14 protein-coding genes are annotated in these 17,779 nt (G+C 60.7%); 1 reads left to right on the top strand and 13 read right to left on the bottom strand.

Annotated elements, in window-relative coordinates; translation table 11 throughout:
* Positions 1-69: 69 nt before the first annotated feature.
* From AC2TC0_RS15345 to AC2TC0_RS15335, 3 genes are read right to left on the bottom strand one after another with little or no spacing between them, the layout of a single operon-like run.
* Positions 70-1,488: a DUF2235 domain-containing protein gene (locus AC2TC0_RS15345; RefSeq protein ID WP_484717446.1), complete on the bottom strand. Its 1,419-nt coding sequence runs from the start codon at positions 1,486-1,488 to the stop codon at positions 70-72.
* A 41-nt stretch (positions 1,489-1,529) separates the two neighbouring features.
* The gene (locus tag AC2TC0_RS15340; protein ID WP_484717445.1) at positions 1,530-1,790 is read right to left on the bottom strand and encodes a hypothetical protein; all 261 of its coding nucleotides are present in this window, start codon (positions 1,788-1,790) and stop codon (positions 1,530-1,532) included.
* A 47-nt stretch (positions 1,791-1,837) separates the two neighbouring features.
* Positions 1,838-5,173 (bottom strand): TM0106 family RecB-like putative nuclease, encoded by a 3,336-nt coding sequence (locus tag AC2TC0_RS15335; protein WP_484717444.1) that lies wholly within the window; start codon positions 5,171-5,173, stop codon positions 1,838-1,840.
* Between the two features lie 63 nt (positions 5,174-5,236).
* Here AC2TC0_RS15335 and AC2TC0_RS15330 point away from each other — a divergent pair, with 63 nt between their 5' ends.
* Complete coding sequence (locus tag AC2TC0_RS15330) at positions 5,237-6,229, top strand: helix-turn-helix transcriptional regulator (RefSeq protein WP_484717443.1); 993 nt, start codon at positions 5,237-5,239, stop codon at positions 6,227-6,229.
* Positions 6,230-6,299: 70 nt separating this feature from the next.
* On the opposite strand, the gene AC2TC0_RS15325 is transcribed toward AC2TC0_RS15330, so the two are convergent.
* From AC2TC0_RS15325 to AC2TC0_RS15280, 10 genes are all read right to left on the bottom strand, one after another.
* On the bottom strand, positions 6,300-9,494 hold the full coding sequence (locus AC2TC0_RS15325) for a metallophosphoesterase (RefSeq protein WP_484717442.1): 3,195 nt from the start codon (positions 9,492-9,494) through the stop codon (positions 6,300-6,302).
* Positions 9,495-9,643: 149 nt separating this feature from the next.
* On the bottom strand, positions 9,644-9,937 hold the full coding sequence (locus tag AC2TC0_RS15320) for a hypothetical protein (protein WP_484717441.1): 294 nt from the start codon (positions 9,935-9,937) through the stop codon (positions 9,644-9,646).
* 9 nt (positions 9,938-9,946) lie between these two features.
* The gene (locus AC2TC0_RS15315) at positions 9,947-10,321 is read right to left on the bottom strand and encodes a hypothetical protein (protein WP_484717440.1); all 375 of its coding nucleotides are present in this window, start codon (positions 10,319-10,321) and stop codon (positions 9,947-9,949) included.
* 139 nt (positions 10,322-10,460) lie between these two features.
* Positions 10,461-11,042 (bottom strand): recombinase family protein, encoded by a 582-nt coding sequence (locus tag AC2TC0_RS15310; RefSeq protein ID WP_484717439.1) that lies wholly within the window; start codon positions 11,040-11,042, stop codon positions 10,461-10,463.
* A 244-nt stretch (positions 11,043-11,286) separates the two neighbouring features.
* A complete protein-coding gene (locus tag AC2TC0_RS15305) occupies positions 11,287-11,676 on the bottom strand; it encodes a CopG family transcriptional regulator (protein ID WP_484717438.1) in 390 nt (129 codons plus the stop codon).
* A complete protein-coding gene (locus AC2TC0_RS15300) occupies positions 11,673-13,661 on the bottom strand; it encodes a conjugal transfer protein TraG (protein ID WP_484717437.1) in 1,989 nt (662 codons plus the stop codon). The genes AC2TC0_RS15305 and AC2TC0_RS15300 overlap by 4 nt, the downstream gene beginning before the upstream one ends.
* A 112-nt stretch (positions 13,662-13,773) precedes the next feature.
* The gene (locus AC2TC0_RS15295; protein WP_484717436.1) at positions 13,774-14,475 is read right to left on the bottom strand and encodes an RES family NAD+ phosphorylase; all 702 of its coding nucleotides are present in this window, start codon (positions 14,473-14,475) and stop codon (positions 13,774-13,776) included.
* Positions 14,462-14,899 (bottom strand): antitoxin Xre-like helix-turn-helix domain-containing protein, encoded by a 438-nt coding sequence (locus AC2TC0_RS15290; RefSeq protein ID WP_484717435.1) that lies wholly within the window; start codon positions 14,897-14,899, stop codon positions 14,462-14,464. Before AC2TC0_RS15290 ends, AC2TC0_RS15295 begins: the two co-directional genes overlap by 14 nt.
* Positions 14,900-14,975: 76 nt before the next feature.
* On the bottom strand, positions 14,976-16,721 hold the full coding sequence (locus AC2TC0_RS15285; protein WP_484717434.1) for a relaxase/mobilization nuclease domain-containing protein: 1,746 nt from the start codon (positions 16,719-16,721) through the stop codon (positions 14,976-14,978).
* Positions 16,722-17,086: 365 nt separating this feature from the next.
* Positions 17,087-17,779, bottom strand: a 693-nt coding sequence (locus tag AC2TC0_RS15280) for a lytic transglycosylase domain-containing protein (RefSeq protein ID WP_484718346.1), incomplete at its 5' end; no start/stop codon positions are given.

Below are 17,779 nucleotides of genomic sequence, written 5' to 3'. Positions count from 1 at the left end.
GTCCCTTCGATATCCCGGCATGACGTTGCGCGGAGTGGTGGGGAAAGTCTCTCAAATTTTCACATGGCTTCAATCGGATGCTGGGTAGTAGCCCGCCGCGCCGCCATGCCCCCGAAGGTTTTCCGGCCGATAGGGAGCCCGCTGGTCATATTGAGGCACTGACGCTGCGGCGAAGCGGACAAGGACGCTCTCATGCAGGGCAGCATCGGGCTTGATCTGCCTCGACTCTGCAGACCAACCGAACCGCGCCCATTTCGGCCAGAAGCGTGGCCAGAGCTCCAGGCTGGCCCTGACCTCGTCATGCTGGATGCCGAGCGGATCGGGGAAGGTCTGCACGAAGCGCTCATCGATCAGTGGAGGGGTCGGGATCGATTTCAGCTCATCGACCATCCACCGCAAGGCGATGTCGGAGAGGCGGGATTCGTCTTCCGGATAGCTCCCGCCGATGTCGGAGTGATTGCCTGCGAACCATTCCTGCTTCAGCCACTTGAGGGGCCCCCGATCCTGCTCGGCATTATCGCCGCTGTTCCCCCAGCCTACCCGAGGGAAGCGCTCTCGGTTTTCGTCGATCGAGAGCGCGTGCCTGGCGTAGCCGACGCTGCTGTCGAGGAAGCGATCGTAATGCTTGAGGTTCCAGGCAGCGAAGTGCCAGCTCATCTTTCCCCCCTGCGGCGGGTTCTCAATGAACTTGAACTGCTTCTTTGCCGACCAGACCCAGCTTCCTGCGAAGAATGTCGCGGGGATTGATGCGAGGATTTGCCACGGCAGGCCCAGATCGCTCGTCCAAGCGGCAAGTCCCAAAAAGCCGCTGAGGACCGCCAGAACGAAGAGCACCCGCTTGACGATCACCGTGCCGAGAGCTGCGACCGTGTCGAACACGCCGATAAATGTCGGGGCGACATTGCCCTGGGACTCGCCATTGGCACCCCGGCCTTCGCTACCGTATTTCAACCTGAAGCGCCGTGCTAGCTCCTCGCGCTCCGGTTCATACCTTCCGCGATCCCGGCCAGAGCCATGCTCATAGACGTGGTATACCGCTTCTTCGGCGATTTTGCGCAGGGCGACGCCACCTGTCGGAAGCGGCTTTCCGTCTTTGCCATGACGCGGAATCCCGCACAGGTTCATCACGTTGGCAACGCACCGAGCGGTGTAGGCCCCTCGGCTGAAGCCAAACAGGAAGATCCGGTCGCCATCTTCGTAGTGACGCAGGATGGCCTCATAGCAATCGATGATGTTCTCGCTGATGCCGGTGCCAAACGCGGCGGCAAGGATGTTCCGAACCCTGCCTCCGAGTTCCCCTGACCCCAGACCGGGATCATAATAGGCCACCTGATCGGCAGGATCGAAGCCGGTCTGGGTGCCGGGGCGCATGGCACGGTACATCTTGTAGATGTTGGAGAGTCGCTGGTCAGGCAGCACGCCGCCATACTGCCCGGTCCCATCCGAGAAGATGATGATGTTCTTCCCTGAAGCACTGTCAGTCTGCATCACACCACCTCCTCAATAACTGCCGACACCTTCGCGTCGCCCTATGCCGCGAGACGATGCTCGCCATAGTGCACTGAATTCTCGTGCGTTTCAAAGAAGAGAACTTGATCGGCAGGAAGCCGGATCAACTGCCGGGGCTGGAGCAGGATGCGCTCGCCGGCCCGAACCATGGCGAGGTGACTGTCCGTCGGCCGGTTCGCCTTTTCCAGAAGGCGCGTGGTGTCGATCACATCGGCGTCGATCGCGAGCAGCTGCCCGTCAACGTCGACGATGTGCTTCATTCCAAGGTCCCAGTAAGCCATTTGCGATGCTCCTTCTTCCGATGAGAGGAGTATCGCAGGCCAACACGTCAAAACCTGTCATGTCCAAGTTCATTGAGAAGGCACAGGACATTCACCAAGGCCATGTCTTCGACGGTCCGGCACGGTGTCTCGAGGAGCAGGGGGCTCGCCATGACGATGGCTGCCGCCTGCGCGCGGGAGACCGCGACATTGATCCGGTTAAGCGAGAAGAGGAAGGCGAGGTCGCGTGGCATCTCCTCGCCGCTGGACGTCGTCATCGATACGAGGCAGATTGGCGCCTCTTGACCCTGGAACTTGTCGACCGTGCCGACGCGGATGTCAGGTGGCAATGCCACTCTGAGGGCGTTGACCTGCGCATTGTAGGGGGCGACGACAAGAATATCGTCGTGGGTGACCACGCGTTGCTTGCCTTTCCGGTCCCGGTATACCGAACCCACCATCGCCTCGATTTGCCCGCGAATGGCTGCGATTTCCTCGGGTGAGACCTGCGATCGTCCGGTGTGTTGAATTGGTTCGAGGCGTGCGCCCAGAAGGCTTGTGCCCTTTGGGGAGACAAGGGTCTGTGCCGCTGCAGCTTCATCACTCTCGAGCCGTCCTTCATAGACGGCTTCCGAAATGAACCGGCAGATCCCGGGATGCATGCGGCGGCTTTCAGGAAGGAAGATGCCGCGCTCACGCGGAATGACGCGGTGACCATTGATGAGGTAATCGAGACAGGAGAGCCCGCTCTCGCCGGGATGGCTTCCCTGAAGCGGCTGCGGAAGCTGCATCGGGTCGCCGACGAGGACGATGTTATGCGCGCAGCGGCCCATCGCGAGAATGTTGGCCAGGGAGACTTGTCCGGCCTCATCGACGAAGAGGTAGTCGAATGCAGGCGCGTCATAGCGCGCGAAATGCCAGGCGGTGGAACCGACGACGTGCGCGGACCTGATCTCGGGCGCATCGTTGTCGGTGACGGCAACGATCGCAGGATGGTCGTCAGCATCCTCGGCATCGGAGACCTTCTGTACGATCGAACAGGTGAGCGCTTGGTCTTCCGCCCTTTCCGCGACCGCTTTGAGAAGATTCCCGATTGCCTTGTGACTGTTTGAGGCGACAGCGACACGCTTTCCCGACTGCACGAGGTCGGCAATCGACAGGCCGCTGACATAGGTCTTTCCCGTCCCGGGTGGGCCCTGGATGCCGAGGGTCGTCCTGTCCATGGCTGCGATCGCGCAGCTCGTAGCATCTGGAAGGTCATCATATTCTCGGACGATCCCGTCCGGCCTCGGCCCATTGCTAAACACGGGAAAGGCCCGGGTGAGAAGATGCTCAAGGGCCGGAACGCGTCCCGTGTTGGCGATCATCTCTTCGATGACGGCCATCAGTGAGTTGCGAAGTACATCGTTCCGGATTGGCTTGGGCGGGAGTAGATCGAGCCTGTCGGGGAGGGGACCCTTCGCGTGCGAGCGGCGCAGAACCAGCGTGCGCTCGTCATGATTGATCGATTGAAGCTGCACGTCTTCCGGCATAGCAGCGGGCTTGATGCAGGGGGCTTTGCCCGTCCGAAGCTTGGTCTCCTGCTCCGGAAAGCGGTACGTCCGTTCCGAGGATCTGGTGGTCACCTGAACCGGGGCATCTATCGCCTCAAGCCCCTGGAGACAGTCCAGGTCGTCGAGCAGTTCCTCGCTTTCCTGGGCGAGCCGGTCGAAGATGGCCCAATAGGCAGGCTTGTCTTCCCGCTTGTGGAACTGGCTCAGGTCAAGCAGCAAGGTGGCGACCTGATCGCCAAGCCGCACACGCACGGGCTCGAGGCGCTGGCGAAGGGCCTCCAGTTCAGAATCCTCCGCCTCGACGTTTGAAAGCGTGCCGCCGGCCGGTGCTTCTGCCAAGGTCGGCCATGGCATGCCCGCCGGCCGCACATCTCGGACCAACCAGTCCCGCAGCAGCTGCGTCGAGATACAATCTGTCCGGTTATAATCATGGATCTCATCGAGGAGCCGCTGCTCCCCGGTCTGCCGCCATTGTTCATAGAAAACGACGCTTGCCCCCGCCGTCGCGACGTCTGCGGCGCGCTTTTCCATGTAGAAGGCCTCGAGATCCTTGATCGAATAGCCCTTCTCGGACGCGATAATGCCGCCACCGACGACCTTGAACAGGTCGACGAACCTGCGCTCGCGCTGCAACTGATCCATCGCTGCCTCGCCCGTGCGATGCGCCGCGGTCAGGCGCCGAAGCGCTGCGATCTCGTAGTTGGCATAGTGATAGATATGGGCCTTCGGGTATTGCCGCATGCGTTCGACTAGGAAGGCGAGAAGGTCGCGCATCGCCCGCCCTTCTTCCTCGCGATCATGCGCCCAAAAGGCTCGGAATTGCCATTCGCCGTCATCCATGAACCAGACGCCATGGAGATATTCGAGGCCTCCGGGAAAGTATGGGTCGCCTTCGATGTCGTAAAACACGTCGCCGTCCGCCGGTTCAGGCAAAAGACCGAAGCCCTTGCCCGGCTCCGGTTCGCGCAACTCGAAGGACGGGCCTGCGCCCGCGCGCCGGGCCGTCTGGAGTCTGGCTTGCGTCACCAGCTTGCGCTGCGTTTCGGCGGCCATTTTCGGGACACGTTCAGCCCTCTCGGCAAGCGCCGCCATGGTGGTAACCCCGGCTGCCTCGAGTTTCTGGCGCTGGATGCGGGTTATGCCTGCGACAAGGGCCAGGCTGTCGTCCTGCTCCCACTGAGCATTGCAATGATCGCTCCACCGGCAAAGGCCACAGGCGGCGTTGGGCTCGGCGCGGGTCGCAGTGCGTTCGGCGACAAACCCTTCAAGCATCGAGCGCGCATGCCGTGCATAGGCAGAGACATCGGCCAGACGAACCGTGTATCGGCTGCCGTCGCCAAGCTGAAGATGCGCCTCCTTCGGCGCCAGCCCCTGCACCTTCGCGAGGAGATCGCTGTAAAGACACAGCTGCAGCACATGCTTGGGGTCTGGCTTGCGCTTCAGCTTGGTATCGACAACTTCATAAGACCAGGAGCCTAGCGCGGAGGGTCGATCAACCCGCTCCAGAAAGTCGGTGTAGCCGCCCCACGCACCATCAAGCAGCGCCCCCTGGAAGATTATATCGGCGCCCTGCGCCATGGCTGCGTGGGTCAGCGCGACTGATTGTTCGAGGGACAGCCCATTCTTGGGGACCTCGGTGATCGTCCGACCTTCTGCACGAAGCTGTTCCAGAAAGGCCAGTTCATGTTTATCGCCCTGCTGTTGCAGGAGCATTGCTTCAGCGCTGTCGTCCTTGGGACTGATGTCCCCTTGCTCAATCAGTCGCAGATCAAGAAACGTCGCATGGCGACACCCCTTGAAGCGCATCAGGTCCGAGGCCGAGAAGCGGAAATTTCCTTCGATAAATCGCATGCATAGCTCCTTACCATAAGCTATGCCCGTTCAGCATGACAAAACCTGTCATGGAGATTCTCGATGTCATTTGCCAAAGCGCAGGAGCTGTTGAAACTCGCGATGATGGCGACGCGCCGCAGCGGCGTGTCGCTCGACGAGATCATGGAAGAATTCGGCTGTGTCTATCGCACCGCGCAGAGAATGACCGAGGCGCTTGAGGCGGCATTTCCGCAGACGGAAACCTCTGAGGGGGATGATCGGAAAAAGCGTTGGCGGATGCCCTCTCGCCATGTCGCAGCGCTCCTGTCACCTTCGCCAGAAGAGCTGGCCGCACTATCAAACGGGATCGCGCAACTCGAACAGGCCGGTATGCTGCACGAAGCAGCCCTTGCGAAAAGCCTCGACCGTAAGGTGAGGGCACTTGTCCCGCCGGAGAAGGGCACCCGCCTTGCAGTCGATGAGGAAGCCCTGCTCGAGGCTCTGGGCCACGCGGCTCGTCCCGGGCCAAAACCGGTTGCCAATCGAGACGTCGATATGGCGATCTATGAAGCGCTGAAGGGGCCATTTCTGCTCCGCTTTCCTTATCGAAAGCGTGGCCAAGCCAAGCCGATCGAGCGCATCGTCGCGCCCCACGGTCTCTTGCTGGGTGTTCGCCGCTACCTTGTCGCGAGAGACGTCGCAAAGCCGCCATCCGCACCGCTGCAACACTTCCGCGTTGAGGAAATCGAGGCGGCCGAGGTGCTGGAGGAATCCTTCGAGTTCGATCACGGTTTCGATATCCGCTGTCATGCCGAAAAGGGCTTCGGCTCTTTCGAGAATGCGGCTGAGTATGGCGATGTCGTCTGGCGCTTTTCGCCGGAGGCGGTGGCACATGCCCGCCGCTTTGTTTTTCACCCGACCCAAACTGTCGAGGATGAGCCGGACGGTTCTCTGCTGGTACGGTTCAAGGCGTCCGGACTGCTCGAGATGTGCTGGCATCTCTATGCCTGGGGCGCCGCAGTCGAGGTTCTCCAACCCGAGCGACTGCGCGATATGGTGCACCAAAGCCGCCGGAGCTTTGGCGCTTTCCCTTGATCACTTCTTGGTGCTTCGGGTTGGAGGATTTCGGCGAGCGAGCGTCTACGAATTGCTTGGGGCAGAAGGCCTATGGTTTGTCGCGCTTCATCTTCAGCAACAACTGCTCACGTTCCAAGCGCGCGATCTGCTTGGTTCGTTGATTGTCGCGATCCTGCCTTGATCCGCCGCCAAGCTCAGCGATTGCCGATGCTGTAGGGGCGATCAGAGCCTTGTGGTGATCTTCGCGAATGCGGTCATGGCGTCGCAGATTCCCCAGGTGAACTACCAAAGACCACAACAGATACATGTTGTCCCGCAGCGAGCCGACCAAATCGTTCACCGCGCTGGGGGTTTCCTCGAGTCGCAACTCCGTAATCAGCCCGACCCGAAACATCTTGATGATCTTCGGCTCCAAACCCTCTTCGAGATCGGGCTCGATCAATTGCTTACGCAGCTTTTCCGTGCCCATAGTGGTGGCAATCAGACGGATTGTCGCGTGTGGTAGGGAAAGCAGCATTTGCTTGAGCAGTGCTGCATCGCTCATCCCTTTGGGAGCCTGAAGCTCATAGAGGATGCCGTTCACACGTATCTTGCGTTCGGCGGCCAAACGAGGAGCGAACCGGATGTTGTCGAGCATGATCGTCGCCCAGCTGCGCCAGATGTGCCCAAGGTGCTCCCGCTTCTTCGCATCTGCCATGTGCTCGAAATTTCGGACAAGGCCCGAGTAAAGCATGAGCGAGAACGTCAGCGCCTCATGGATCTCGGTGATCTTGGGACGGTAAACCTCCTGCCGGTTCTCCTCATCGGCTATGATGTCCAGATCAAACTCTTCATCTTTTTCTTCCTGAGTGAGGGGTGGCTGCACGATCCGGGCCGCAGCATCCTCCATACTCTCACCCTTATCGTCCTTGGGGAGAGCAAAATTATCGAAAAAGCCCAGATCAATCGGCTGAAGATGCTTTGTCGCCTTTTCGAAGATCTCAAGGTGACGGTCTCGGACCAGATCGATCAGGGCGGGGTCGTTCCTCGTCTTGCCCGCATAGTAGAGCAGCTCGTTGACGAAGGTGAGGTAACGATCCTCGTGCATGACCCAGTCCTTGAAGTCTGGATCAACGGTCATCCGGTAGGCGATGAAATACTCCATCACGCCGCGGTAACGAAATGCCACGCGGTTATCGGAACGCCGCTCGAAGATCTTCGCGCACAGGAATTCGTCCATGAGCTCATCAAGCGGAGGGGCATCCAGACCCATCTCGTCGAGGCATTTCTTCATTGCGCCTCGCGCATCGTCGCGGGTCGGCACATACTGGTTCTCGCGCGCCATCCAGGCCGCGACATAGGACAGCAGATTAGCCTTGTTGTTGAAGTCGAAGGTAGCGCGGTAGCTCTGATTTTCGGCGGCTTTCTCGAGTGTCGTTTCGACGAACTGCTCCATCAGAACCGCCCGGTTGACCGGGGCAAACTTCCCGTTTGACCCGAAAATCTCCAGGAGGATCGTCCCGTTTGCCGCCGTGAAAGGCAGGTTGATTTCACGGAATTGATCCTGCAAGCGGTCGAGCCAGCCTTCCACATCGTCGCAGTGTTCAAATTTCTTGATCAACTGGCGCATGTTCCGGCGCTTGAGTTCCTGCAGCTCGATGAAATCGAAGCGCACAGGCATCTCCGGGTTGATCTTGGCGCCCATTCTGTAGACCGCGTCCCAGTTGCTCGTGAATACATACCGGGCTTTGGGGTAGGTCCTTACGAATTCCCGAAGAAGCCCCATGCGCTTCTTGTCGTCGAAATGGACGTCATCAATCATTACGCAGATGTGGCCCAGCTTGAGAAGGCTCTCAGCATCATGGCCGTCGGGAAGGGGGGCGGCCGCACCCCGAACCAGACCAAGCACCTTATTCACGTTTTGAGCGATCTGCGTAAAATCGATGATGACGGGCAGGCGCGGAAAATCGATGTTGTCGACACTGCGAACCATGTGGTGGCGCAACTCGCGCAAAAGACTGGTGCGACCATATTCGGGCCGAGCATAGACGATAGCATTCCGGACGCTGGTCACGAGATCCTGAAACGAGACCGGCATCTCGACTTCCGCCGGAGCATCGGTGGTTTTGGCTTCGATGATCGAGGTCTTCATCATCGGCGGCTCGATGAACCGCTGATGCAGTTCCGCATCACCGCCAGGAGCTGCATCGTCCTCGTCCAGCCGTGCTTTGAAATCGCCGCATAGGTGTGCCCGGAATTTTTCGAGATCAACCGGCGCGGCGATCTTGCGGAAATGCTGACGGGCCTCGTTGTCCTTATACCACTTGCCGCCCTCCTGGATGTCCGTGCCCTCGTCGAACTCGTTACGATCCTTGTAGTAGGAACGGAAGAGCAGCTCAGTGTGACCGGTCGCCCTATCAATGGTGATAAGAGAGTAGCCGTTGTAGTATTCAGTCCGGGTGGTGAAGATTGCCCCTGCCTGATCGGTAAAAACCTCCCCACGCAGGCCCGACACGTTCCTTGGCTTGGGGTCATGCATGTGACCGAAGAGGTGATAGTGTGCATGCTGCGCTATCTGATTCTCGAGATAGCGTGACGTGGCTTCGCTGAGCGAAGACAAGGGATGGTGCGTTGTGAAAATGCGAAGCGAATGCGGCGTCAATGCCTTCACCGCTTCGATTATCGCATACTCCGGCACCGCCAGATTGCGTTCATCACGCTCGAACTTGTTGCTGCCGCCAGTGGACAAGACGGCTGTGTTGAAGGTGACGATATCGATGTTGAGCGAGTCAACCCGATCAACGCGTACGAACGCGTTATCGACCTTGCGGCAGTGCTTGACGTCATCGCCTCGCAGATAGGCCTCAAGGTCATTGAAAGCTGCAAATTTCTCCTTGGTGAGGTCATCATACTCGTCAACATCGAAACGACGATTGAGGCGGGCCATTTCATCGCTTTGACCCAAGTCACTCCGCCAAGCCTGGTGCGTTTCGACTGCGGCTTCTGTGACCTTCCGAGAAAGATCGTGGTTTCCAGGGGTAAGGAAAATGCGGTCGTCGCTCGTGCCCGTGGCTTTGGACACTCGTGAGATAAAAAAGTCGTAGGCCTCATCATGGGGGTCCTCGCCCGCAGCCTGGACGAGATCCCCGGTGAAAAGGATTAGGTCTGGCTTGCGATGCCCGATGCAGAGCTTTTTCAAGTCTTCTATCAGCGCGTCTACGACAATTCCCTGCTCCCTCGCCTTGCGATTGGCGTAGTGAAAATCGCTGAGGTGGAGGATGGTGATGAGATCGGGGTCAGACATGCCATAAGCGTATGGAACATGCGGTGAACGTGCAACGGTATTTGAGCTAAAATCCACTTGATTCGTAACGCCCTCAACCATTCCGCTAGAAAGGCAGTGTAGCGGGGCCCTACGTCGGAGACGTGGCCAAAAGGACGGTGATCTTGAGGTCAGTTGTGCAAAAATACCATTCGGCCAATCTCAAAGGGCCGCAAAGGCTGAATGAGATTGAGGGCTTCATTGAAGCCCAATTGAACTAGTCCCCGCTCGGTCTCGCACGCCAAAAAAACATTGCGGTATTCGCGATGCTGCACCTGAACCTTTAGGCGGTTTCTGTCGCTGTGCAGGCGGCCATCCTCGCCATCATCCTTAATCTCCACCAAAGCGATACCGTCACGGGTCGTCCGACCCTTGATGCCAACGACGAAGTCCCGGAAAAACCGGGTTCCGGTCTGTAGTATCATCCGCGTAGCCTAGATTTCGTTCTCAGGATTTCGAAGCCACCACAGCACCGTGCCTGATGTGTCGGCGTCGAGCATCTCAGCAAAGGCGCGCTCAGGCCTGTTCATCTTGCTCGGGAACACTCCATGCGAACCCTTCCGCGCTTCGGGTAAGTCCGGGTAATCGAAGATCGTCTCAGGGATTGGGATGGAGGCATCCAGTTTTGCCCGCTTGCCTTGCTCCATCTTGATTGCAGACATGAGAGCGTCCGGTTCGCGCATCACCGCTCGCTGAATGGTTCGCCTCAAATCCTGATCGGTAAACAGGTATCCGCCCTCTTCGGCTCGGGCGCGTAGCGACGAAATCAGCGCTCGCTCGAGGTGGCGTGGATCGATGGAGTCGTTCAATTGGAATGGCGCACATCCTGACCCATCCGACCGGCGACCTCGCTGCGATGGGTTTCCCGGAAGATTGGCAAGAGAAGCCATTATGGCGATGATCGATCTCGTCGGTTAGCCCGACCGTCTGAACACGATCATTCAACTGCTATGAAGCCGCTTCGCCCCGCCGGATCGTCCGATACACGGTCGGCCGCGAGACCTTAAACAGCTTGCCGAGGTCGCCGATCGAGTATTCTCCGGTGGCGTGCATCTTGAGGAGTTCGCGCTGCTGGTGGTCGGACAGCTTCGGCGGCTTGCCGCGAAGCTTGCCCTTGTCGCGGGCGATCTTCATGCCCTCGCGGGTGCGCAGGCGGATGAGGTCGCTCTCGAATTCGGCGAAGGTGGCGAGGATGTTGAAGAACATCCGGCCCATCGGGTCGTTGGGGTCGTAGACCTGCTTTCCCAGCGCGAGGCTCACACCGCGCTTCTCCAGTTTATCGGCGATCGCGCGGGCGTCGGGCACCGAACGGGCGAGGCGATCAAGCTTCGGCACCACCAGCGTCTCGCCGGCGCGGACCGCGGCGAGTGCCTGGGCGAGGCCGGGTCGATCGCGGTTGCGACCGGTCAGGCCGTGGTCGGTGTAGATGCGGTCTTCGGGCACGCCGAGCTCGATCAGCGCGCGCCGCTGGGCGGTGAGGTCCTGCTTGTCGGTCGAGCAGCGGGCATATCCGATGAGAGTGTTGGTCATTTGTAACGGATGAGGCCCCTCTATGAGAAAATAACACGTACCACCTTAATGAGAAAGCAGGCAAGCCGTAATTGCGGAGGGCAGGGGGGTCTGACCTCTGCTCCCTCAAAAGTGTCCGGTGAGCGATCCCTTTCGGACAAGCAGCAGCAAGCCGACGCTAGCCGGTGCTAGAATGTAGGGCAGCCTTTTGGGACAGTTTAGCGGGAGACTGAAAAGCAACCATATTGGCAATTGATCCTGCACTCTACGGTCGAAAATCGCCCAATCGGGCACGGCCCTCCAACCTTCGCGCGAGTGCCTCGACAAACCCCTGATACCGCTCTTTGCCCTGCGCTTGCGCTGCGGCAAGGCCACTGTCTGGCAGGGGCGGATTGGCAGTTAGCCAGAACCGCACGAACAATGCCAACGCCTCGGTGGTGATCTCGGTTTGCTGATCGAGCTGTCCAAGCCGCCGGTCGATGCGGTCGAGGCGGCGGCTGAGCGCTGCTTCGAGCTGCTCAGGATTGTCTGGTGACATGAATGACCTGAGAGCTGCCTCCACCACATCGGGCTGACCGACGCGCCTGCGCATTGCGAATACAGCAAGCTGGTCGATCACATCGGGTGGCAGCCGAAACGTGCGCTTCAGCTTCATAGTTCGATCCCGTCGCCGAGGTCGAGCGAGGCCTGACGCGCGCTGCGCTCCATCGTGCGCCGGAGGCGCTCGCTGGTAGCGGCGGATTGGTCAGCGTCTGCGCTGTCAGCTTCTGCAAAATTGAATTCCGCAGCAGCAGACTTGGGCCGCGCAACCACTTCGACATGCTGAGGCAGGTCAGGCTCGCGCCGCAAGCCGCCATTGGCAGGATCGATCCTGCGACCGCCGTCTTCGGATGATTTGGGGTCTGGTTCGATCGGGGGCTGGGCGCTCCAGTCATCAGTGGCGCGCGCCTCTGCATGTTGGCTGCACCTCTCGGGCACGGGTAACACTCGAGATTGCAGCCTCCGGTCGGCATAGTAGCGTGCCTTCTTGGCCTTGATCGGCGGCGCCCCTGACAGGAGCACAACCTCGTCGGTCTGCGGCAGTTGCAGAATCTCACCGGGCGTGAGGAGTGCGCGGGCGGTTTCAGAGCGCGAGATCATCAGGTGGCCAAGCCAGGGTGACAGCCGGTGCCCGGCATAATTCTTCATCGAGCGCTGCTCAGTGGTTGTGCCCAGCGCTTCGGAGACCCGCTTGGCTGTCCGTTCATCGTTGGTCGCAAAGGCAACGCGAACATGGCAATTGTCGAGGATGGCGTTGTTCTGCCCGTAGGCGCGCTCGATCTGGTTCAGGGACTGGGCGATCAGGAAGGCTTTGAGGCCGTAGCCCGCCATGAAGGCGAGGGCGCTCTCGAAGAAATCGAGCCGGCCCAGGGCAGGGAACTCATCAAGCATGAGCAGCACGCGCTGACGCTTGGTAGCAGGATCGAATTCTTCGGTGAGGCGGCGGCCGATCTGATTGAGGATCAGGCGGATCAGCGGCTTGGTGCGGCTGATGTCGGACGGCGGCACGACCAGATAGAGCGAGGTCGGTCGGCCGCTGACGATATCGGCAATGCGCCAATCCGAGCGACTTGTGACCTTGGCGATAACCGGATCGCGATAGAGGCCCAGAAAGGACATTGCGGTCGACAGCACGCCCGATCTCTCGTTGTCAGACTTGTTGAGCAGTTCGCGCGCAGCGCTGGCAACGACCGGGTGTGGGCCCGCTTCGCCCAGATGCGGGGTGTCCATCATCGCATAGAGCGTGTTCTCAATGGTCTCGTCGGGATTGGAGAGGAAAGCCGCAACCCCAGCGAGAGATTTGTCGGCGCCGGCGTAAAGCACGTGAAGGATTGCGCCGACCAGCAGCGCGTGGCTGGTCTTTTCCCAGTGATTGCGCTTCTCGAGACTGCCTTCGGGGTCGACCAGAATATCGGCGATGTTCTGCACATCGCGCACCTCGTTGAGGCCGCGGCGCACTTCGAGCAGCGGGTTGTAAGCGGACGATTCAAGACTGGTGGGATCGAAACGCAGGGTGCGGCTGAACGTGCTGCGAAAACCGGCAGTGACATCCCAGTTCTCGCCCTTGATGTCGTGGACAATCGCCGAGCCCGGCCAGGTCAGCAGGGTCGGGATCACCAGGCCGACGCCTTTGCCAGAGCGTGTCGGAGCAAAACACAGGACATGTTCAGCCCCGTCGTGTCGAAGATAGTTGTTCTGGAACTGTCCGAGCACAACCCCGGTGTCGGCCAATAATCCGGCTTTGCGGATGTCATCGCGGGTCGCCCACCGGGCAGTGCCATAGGTGTTGGCGTTGCGGTTCTCGCGGCCGCGCCAGACGGACATAGCGATGGCAACGACGATTGCGACGAACCCGCCCGAGGTGGCGATCATCCCCCCGGTATCGAAAATCTTTGGAGCGTAGGCGTCGAACGAGAACCACCACCAGAACAGGTCATAGGGGCGGTAGACTGGGTGGCCGAACAAGTGGAACCAAGGCACGCCGAGCTCTGGCTGGAAGCCAAGCACCGAGGCTGTCCATTGGGTTGCGGACCAGACGCTCGCAACAATGATGATCAACACCGCGAGGATTTGACCCCACAGGATTTTGGCAGCCGACATGGCGCAACTCCGCTTCGTTCACGCGTAGGTCGGTGAGCTTTGGAGAAGTTGGCAAGCGGGGAGTTGGGGTGTGCAGGCCTTGGCGTAAAAACGGGAACGTTGGCGCAGATCGTTAGATCGCCTCCCAAGTATAATCGGGCGTACCCGACCAGGTCAGCCGAACCATCGCGCCTTGCACCACCGATTGCACGACATTCGGCCAGAGCGCAGCGATGCAGGTTCCGCCTGCGTGGCGGACCGAGGGGTAGATGATGCCGTTGTGGCCCTCGACGCGTGCCTGTGCGGCAAGGATATTGCCAGCGGCATAACCGGTCGCGGGGTCGGAATCGAGCGCGGGATGATCCGCGGCGTCGCGCAGGTCGACGAACACGCCTGCCATGCTCGCGAGCATTTCGCCATATTCAACGACCGCGTTGAAGTCACCTGCGTCAGCGAGTGCCTTGGTCAGGTGGTGCCCGACTTCGGCAATACAGGTTTCAACCGCCAGCGCCGCATACCAGGCACCTCGGTCTGCAGGGCTAAAGCGCATCGGCTCACGCGGTTTGGCATAGGCGAAGCTGGCGTTGATGAAACGGGCATGGGGGACGCCGTGAACCAGTTCTTCGGGGCTGAGCGCACCGAGCCCGCGCTCCTCGGCAACCAAACGCCCGCTGGTCGCGCCTTCGATCTCGGCGAGCAGCGCCAACTCGTCGGGATCGTCGGCCAACGGTGCGAGCACGGCTTCGCGCAGCCGCGCGCTCGCGACCAGCCTGATGGTGCGCGGGAAGGCCTCACGCACCAGCGGTAGCGCAAACTGCGGTTCAGAGCCCGCCACGCAGCGCGTCGATATACTGCCGGGTCTCAAGCATACGAGGGATGCCTCCTTCGATCATCGCCTCGACCGGCGACTTTGCGCCGAACACTGGCGCCCGGTTGGGCAGACGCGGCCAGCGGTCGGCCATTCCGTCTGCGAACAGCAGATGCAGTCCCTTGAACACGCCGATTAGCGCCGAGGCGCGGGTCAGCTGGTCCTGGCTCAGGGTGCCGTCCCATTTGCCAGCCTTGATCCGGTCCCACGTGCTCTCGGACACGCCAAGCAGCGCGGCGCCTTCGGCATTGCTGCCACCCCAGGCATCGACGAGCCGCAACACGGCCTTGACGGCCGCGCCGGTCAGTCGCTTGCGGTCGCCGTCGCCCGAGAAGGTCTGCAGGCCTGCTGCTGCCGGGGCCGCTTGATGGGTGAGTGCTGTGCTTGCCATGGCCGTTTCTCCTGACGCGAATATACGCATCACATGGTGCGATTGTCAAGATTGGGGATAATGACGGTCGCCCCCGTCATATCTCGATCGAACGGCTTCGGCCCAGTGTCCATTCGATGCCACCACCAGGCCGAGGCTGGCCGCTCACATATTGCCCAAGATGCCGATCGAGTTGCTTTGACCAGGGGACAAGCGAAAACCCAAGGCCATCATCGATCATCGCAAACCGGCCCGACGCGAGTTGGATGCGCTGGCGATAAACGCCAGACACCTCACCGGATGATCGGCTTTGGCGGTGGGGCAGGTCGTGCTCACGCGAAAGTGCGGCACCGGCGTCGGCAAGGTCGCGCTCGCGCAAAGTGCCAAGCAGATTGCGGGACAGGGCGAAGCGGTCACTGCGGCGCTGAGCCAAGCCCTCGCCTTCCAGATATTCGAGTCGGCGCGTTTTCGCTGCCTCGACTTCGCTGCCGAACCCCGAACTGAGCGCCAACGGGTCTGAAGCGATCAATTGCTTGTCGAGCCAAGTGGCTCCGCGGCTGCGCTCCTGAGTGGCAAGATCGAGATCAGAATGGGTCAGCAGCGAGGATTGCTCGTGACCGCGCCGGTCAGTCCAGACGCGGAGCTCGACGATTGCCCCCGGTGCGGCATCACCCGTCATGTCGATGTCGGAGAATTTGCAATGATGGACCCGGCCATCCACGCCATCGACGACGGCATAGGCCTGACCTGTCAATTCATTGTGCAGGCCACGCTCGACCAGTCGCCCGATGACAGGCTCGCTTGCCCTTTCATTATGAAGGGCAAATCGACCCGCTTCCGCGGCAAGGCCGTGCCCGGTCATGGCGCGGTGCATCGTCTTGATGATATCACCTCTGGTGCCAAGCTCCCGCAAGGTCGGCTCGAGTGCTGGCTTTATCCGCCAGCAGCCAGGAGCAATCTTCTCTGCCAGTCCCATGCGTTCGAGTTTTGTGGCGCGGCCGATGAGATGCTGGTTGGCCGGGTTGGCGATCCGCTGCGGATCGGGGCGCAGGTCGACTACGCCGCCGAGGCCGTCACCAAGCGTTTGCAGCTGGCGATCAAGACCGGTCCAGCGATCGACCTGCACCTCGCGGGCCAAGCTTCGATCAATGTCCTGCTGGGTCCGTGCGCCCAGTTCCATGGTCACCAGCTGCGCGGCGCGAGCCCGCATGCCCTCGCTGATGTAGCTGCGGTCGATAACTAGGTCGCGGCCATCGTCGGCCTTGCCGCGTACCAGAATGTGGATGTGGGGATTGTCGGTGTTCCAATGGTCAACGGCGACCCAGTCGAGACCTGTGCCAAGATCCTTTTCCATCTGGGTCAGCAGGTTTCGGGTAAAGCTCCGCACATCGGCCAGTTCAGCCGTGTCTTCGGGCGAAACAATGAAGCGGAAATGGTGGCGGTCATCGGCGCAGCGCTCGGCGAAGGCTCCGCCGTCGACGGTCTCGTCGCCGCTACCGAACAGCGCCGCATCCTTCCCGTCGCGGGTCACGCCATCGCGTTTGAGATAGGTCAGGTGCTGTGCCAGCGGCGCGGCAGTGAAGCGAGCCCCGCGATGCCGCACGATCCTCGCCTTGACGATCACACGTCGCTGACTTGCGCGGGAGCTTGCCTGCAGGCTTGCGATGCGGCCTCGGGCAAGGCGACCTGTGCTACGCCGCGATGCGGAACCACCCGCCCGGCCGCCGCGGCCTGACCGGTTGGCAAGTGCCCGCAGTTGGGCTTTGAGTGTGCGCGCTTTGCTTTGGCCGGAACTGCGATCTCGAATGCGCCCGGGCCTGATTTCCAGATCGTCATCACTCATGAGGTCAAGCGATGCGATACAGCGGCTGGCTCATCGAACGGCGGAATTGCGGCAGTTATCGAGACTGGAGCCAGCCATGGGGCAGGGCGGCTGGCTGTCAAAATCCCGCGATTCTGCGGCCCCACACCCCGGCGGCGGGCTCCGCTTTCATCTTGCCATCCTCCTGACCCATCCGTTCCTGCAACCCTGCTTCCGCACAATTTTGCGCTAGTCCACGCCATGACGCGCCAGATAGGGAGGNACACCCCGGCGGCGGGCTCCGCTTTCATCTTGCCATCCTCCTGACCCATCCGTTCCTGCAACCCTGCTTCCGCACAATTTTGCGCTAGTCCACGCCATGACGCGCCAGATAGGGAGGGGGGCAGTCACTGGTCGCGGTTCCCCGAGACGGGGATGAACAAGCCGCCGTGCGGACGCAGCGAAGCAGGTGGCGCAGCCGCTGTTTCTTCGCCGATGTCTGCGCTGGGCGCTGCCTTAGTTGCGGAAGTTCGCGCCGCGAACAGCCCGCTCTGCGTCCACGCAATGCGCACTTGTTGCACAGGCGACATGCTGGCGACGACAGTGGCCGTGCTGTCCGATTGCAGCATCGGTGCGATTTTTGCGACATAGGTGCGGGTTTCTGCAGGAAGCGGGCGGCCGCGATCGCGCCACTCCTGATAGCGCCCAGGGCCTGCATTATACGCGGCGAGCATGCCATAGGCGCCGTAACTGTCATACATTTCGCGAAGATAGCTGGTCCCAGCCAAGATGTTGTCGCGCGGGTCGAACGGGTCGCTGCCGAGACGGAGACGGGCGCGCTGGCGCGCCCAGGTTCCGGGCATGAGCTGCATCAGCCCCATCGCTCCGGCCGACGATACCGCGCCGATCCGGCCATCGCTCTCGGCCCGCATGACCACATAGATCCATTGCTCCGGGATGCCGAAACGCAGCGAAGCCTCAGCAACGTTCGCGGCAATGTCGACGGTGCGCGGCGCTGCCGGGTCGGCAGCGTCCTGCCCAAGGGCAGGCGCGGCTCCGAACATAGCGAGCGCAGCCAAAGCGGCGAAGCTGAGGCAGCG

The sequence above is a fragment of the Sphingopyxis sp. sgz302558 genome (assembly GCF_057220455.1).
Note: the sequence above shows the minus strand (reverse complement) of the source record. Positions and strands in the feature narration are given on the sequence as shown.

Excerpts from the sequence above, each read along its gene's own strand:
- AC2TC0_RS15310 (WP_484717439.1), bottom strand. The coding sequence starts at position 11,042 with ATGACCAACACTCTCATCGGATATGCCCGCTGCTCGACCGACAAGCAG.
- AC2TC0_RS15320 (WP_484717441.1), bottom strand. The coding sequence starts at position 9,937 with ATGATACTACAGACCGGAACCCGGTTTTTCCGGGACTTCGTCGTTGGC.
- AC2TC0_RS15305 (WP_484717438.1), bottom strand. The coding sequence starts at position 11,676 with ATGAAGCTGAAGCGCACGTTTCGGCTGCCACCCGATGTGATCGACCAG.
- AC2TC0_RS15335 (WP_484717444.1), bottom strand. The coding sequence starts at position 5,173 with ATGCGATTTATCGAAGGAAATTTCCGCTTCTCGGCCTCGGACCTGATG.
- AC2TC0_RS15300 (WP_484717437.1), bottom strand. The coding sequence starts at position 13,661 with ATGTCGGCTGCCAAAATCCTGTGGGGTCAAATCCTCGCGGTGTTGATC.
- AC2TC0_RS15345 (WP_484717446.1), bottom strand. The coding sequence starts at position 1,488 with ATGCAGACTGACAGTGCTTCAGGGAAGAACATCATCATCTTCTCGGAT.
- AC2TC0_RS15285 (WP_484717434.1), bottom strand. The coding sequence starts at position 16,721 with ATGAGTGATGACGATCTGGAAATCAGGCCCGGGCGCATTCGAGATCGC.
- AC2TC0_RS15325 (WP_484717442.1), bottom strand. The coding sequence starts at position 9,494 with ATGTCTGACCCCGATCTCATCACCATCCTCCACCTCAGCGATTTTCAC.
- AC2TC0_RS15340 (WP_484717445.1), bottom strand. The coding sequence starts at position 1,790 with ATGGCTTACTGGGACCTTGGAATGAAGCACATCGTCGACGTTGACGGG.
- AC2TC0_RS15290 (WP_484717435.1), bottom strand. The coding sequence starts at position 14,899 with ATGGCAAGCACAGCACTCACCCATCAAGCGGCCCCGGCAGCAGCAGGC.
- AC2TC0_RS15330 (WP_484717443.1), top strand. The coding sequence starts at position 5,237 with ATGTCATTTGCCAAAGCGCAGGAGCTGTTGAAACTCGCGATGATGGCG.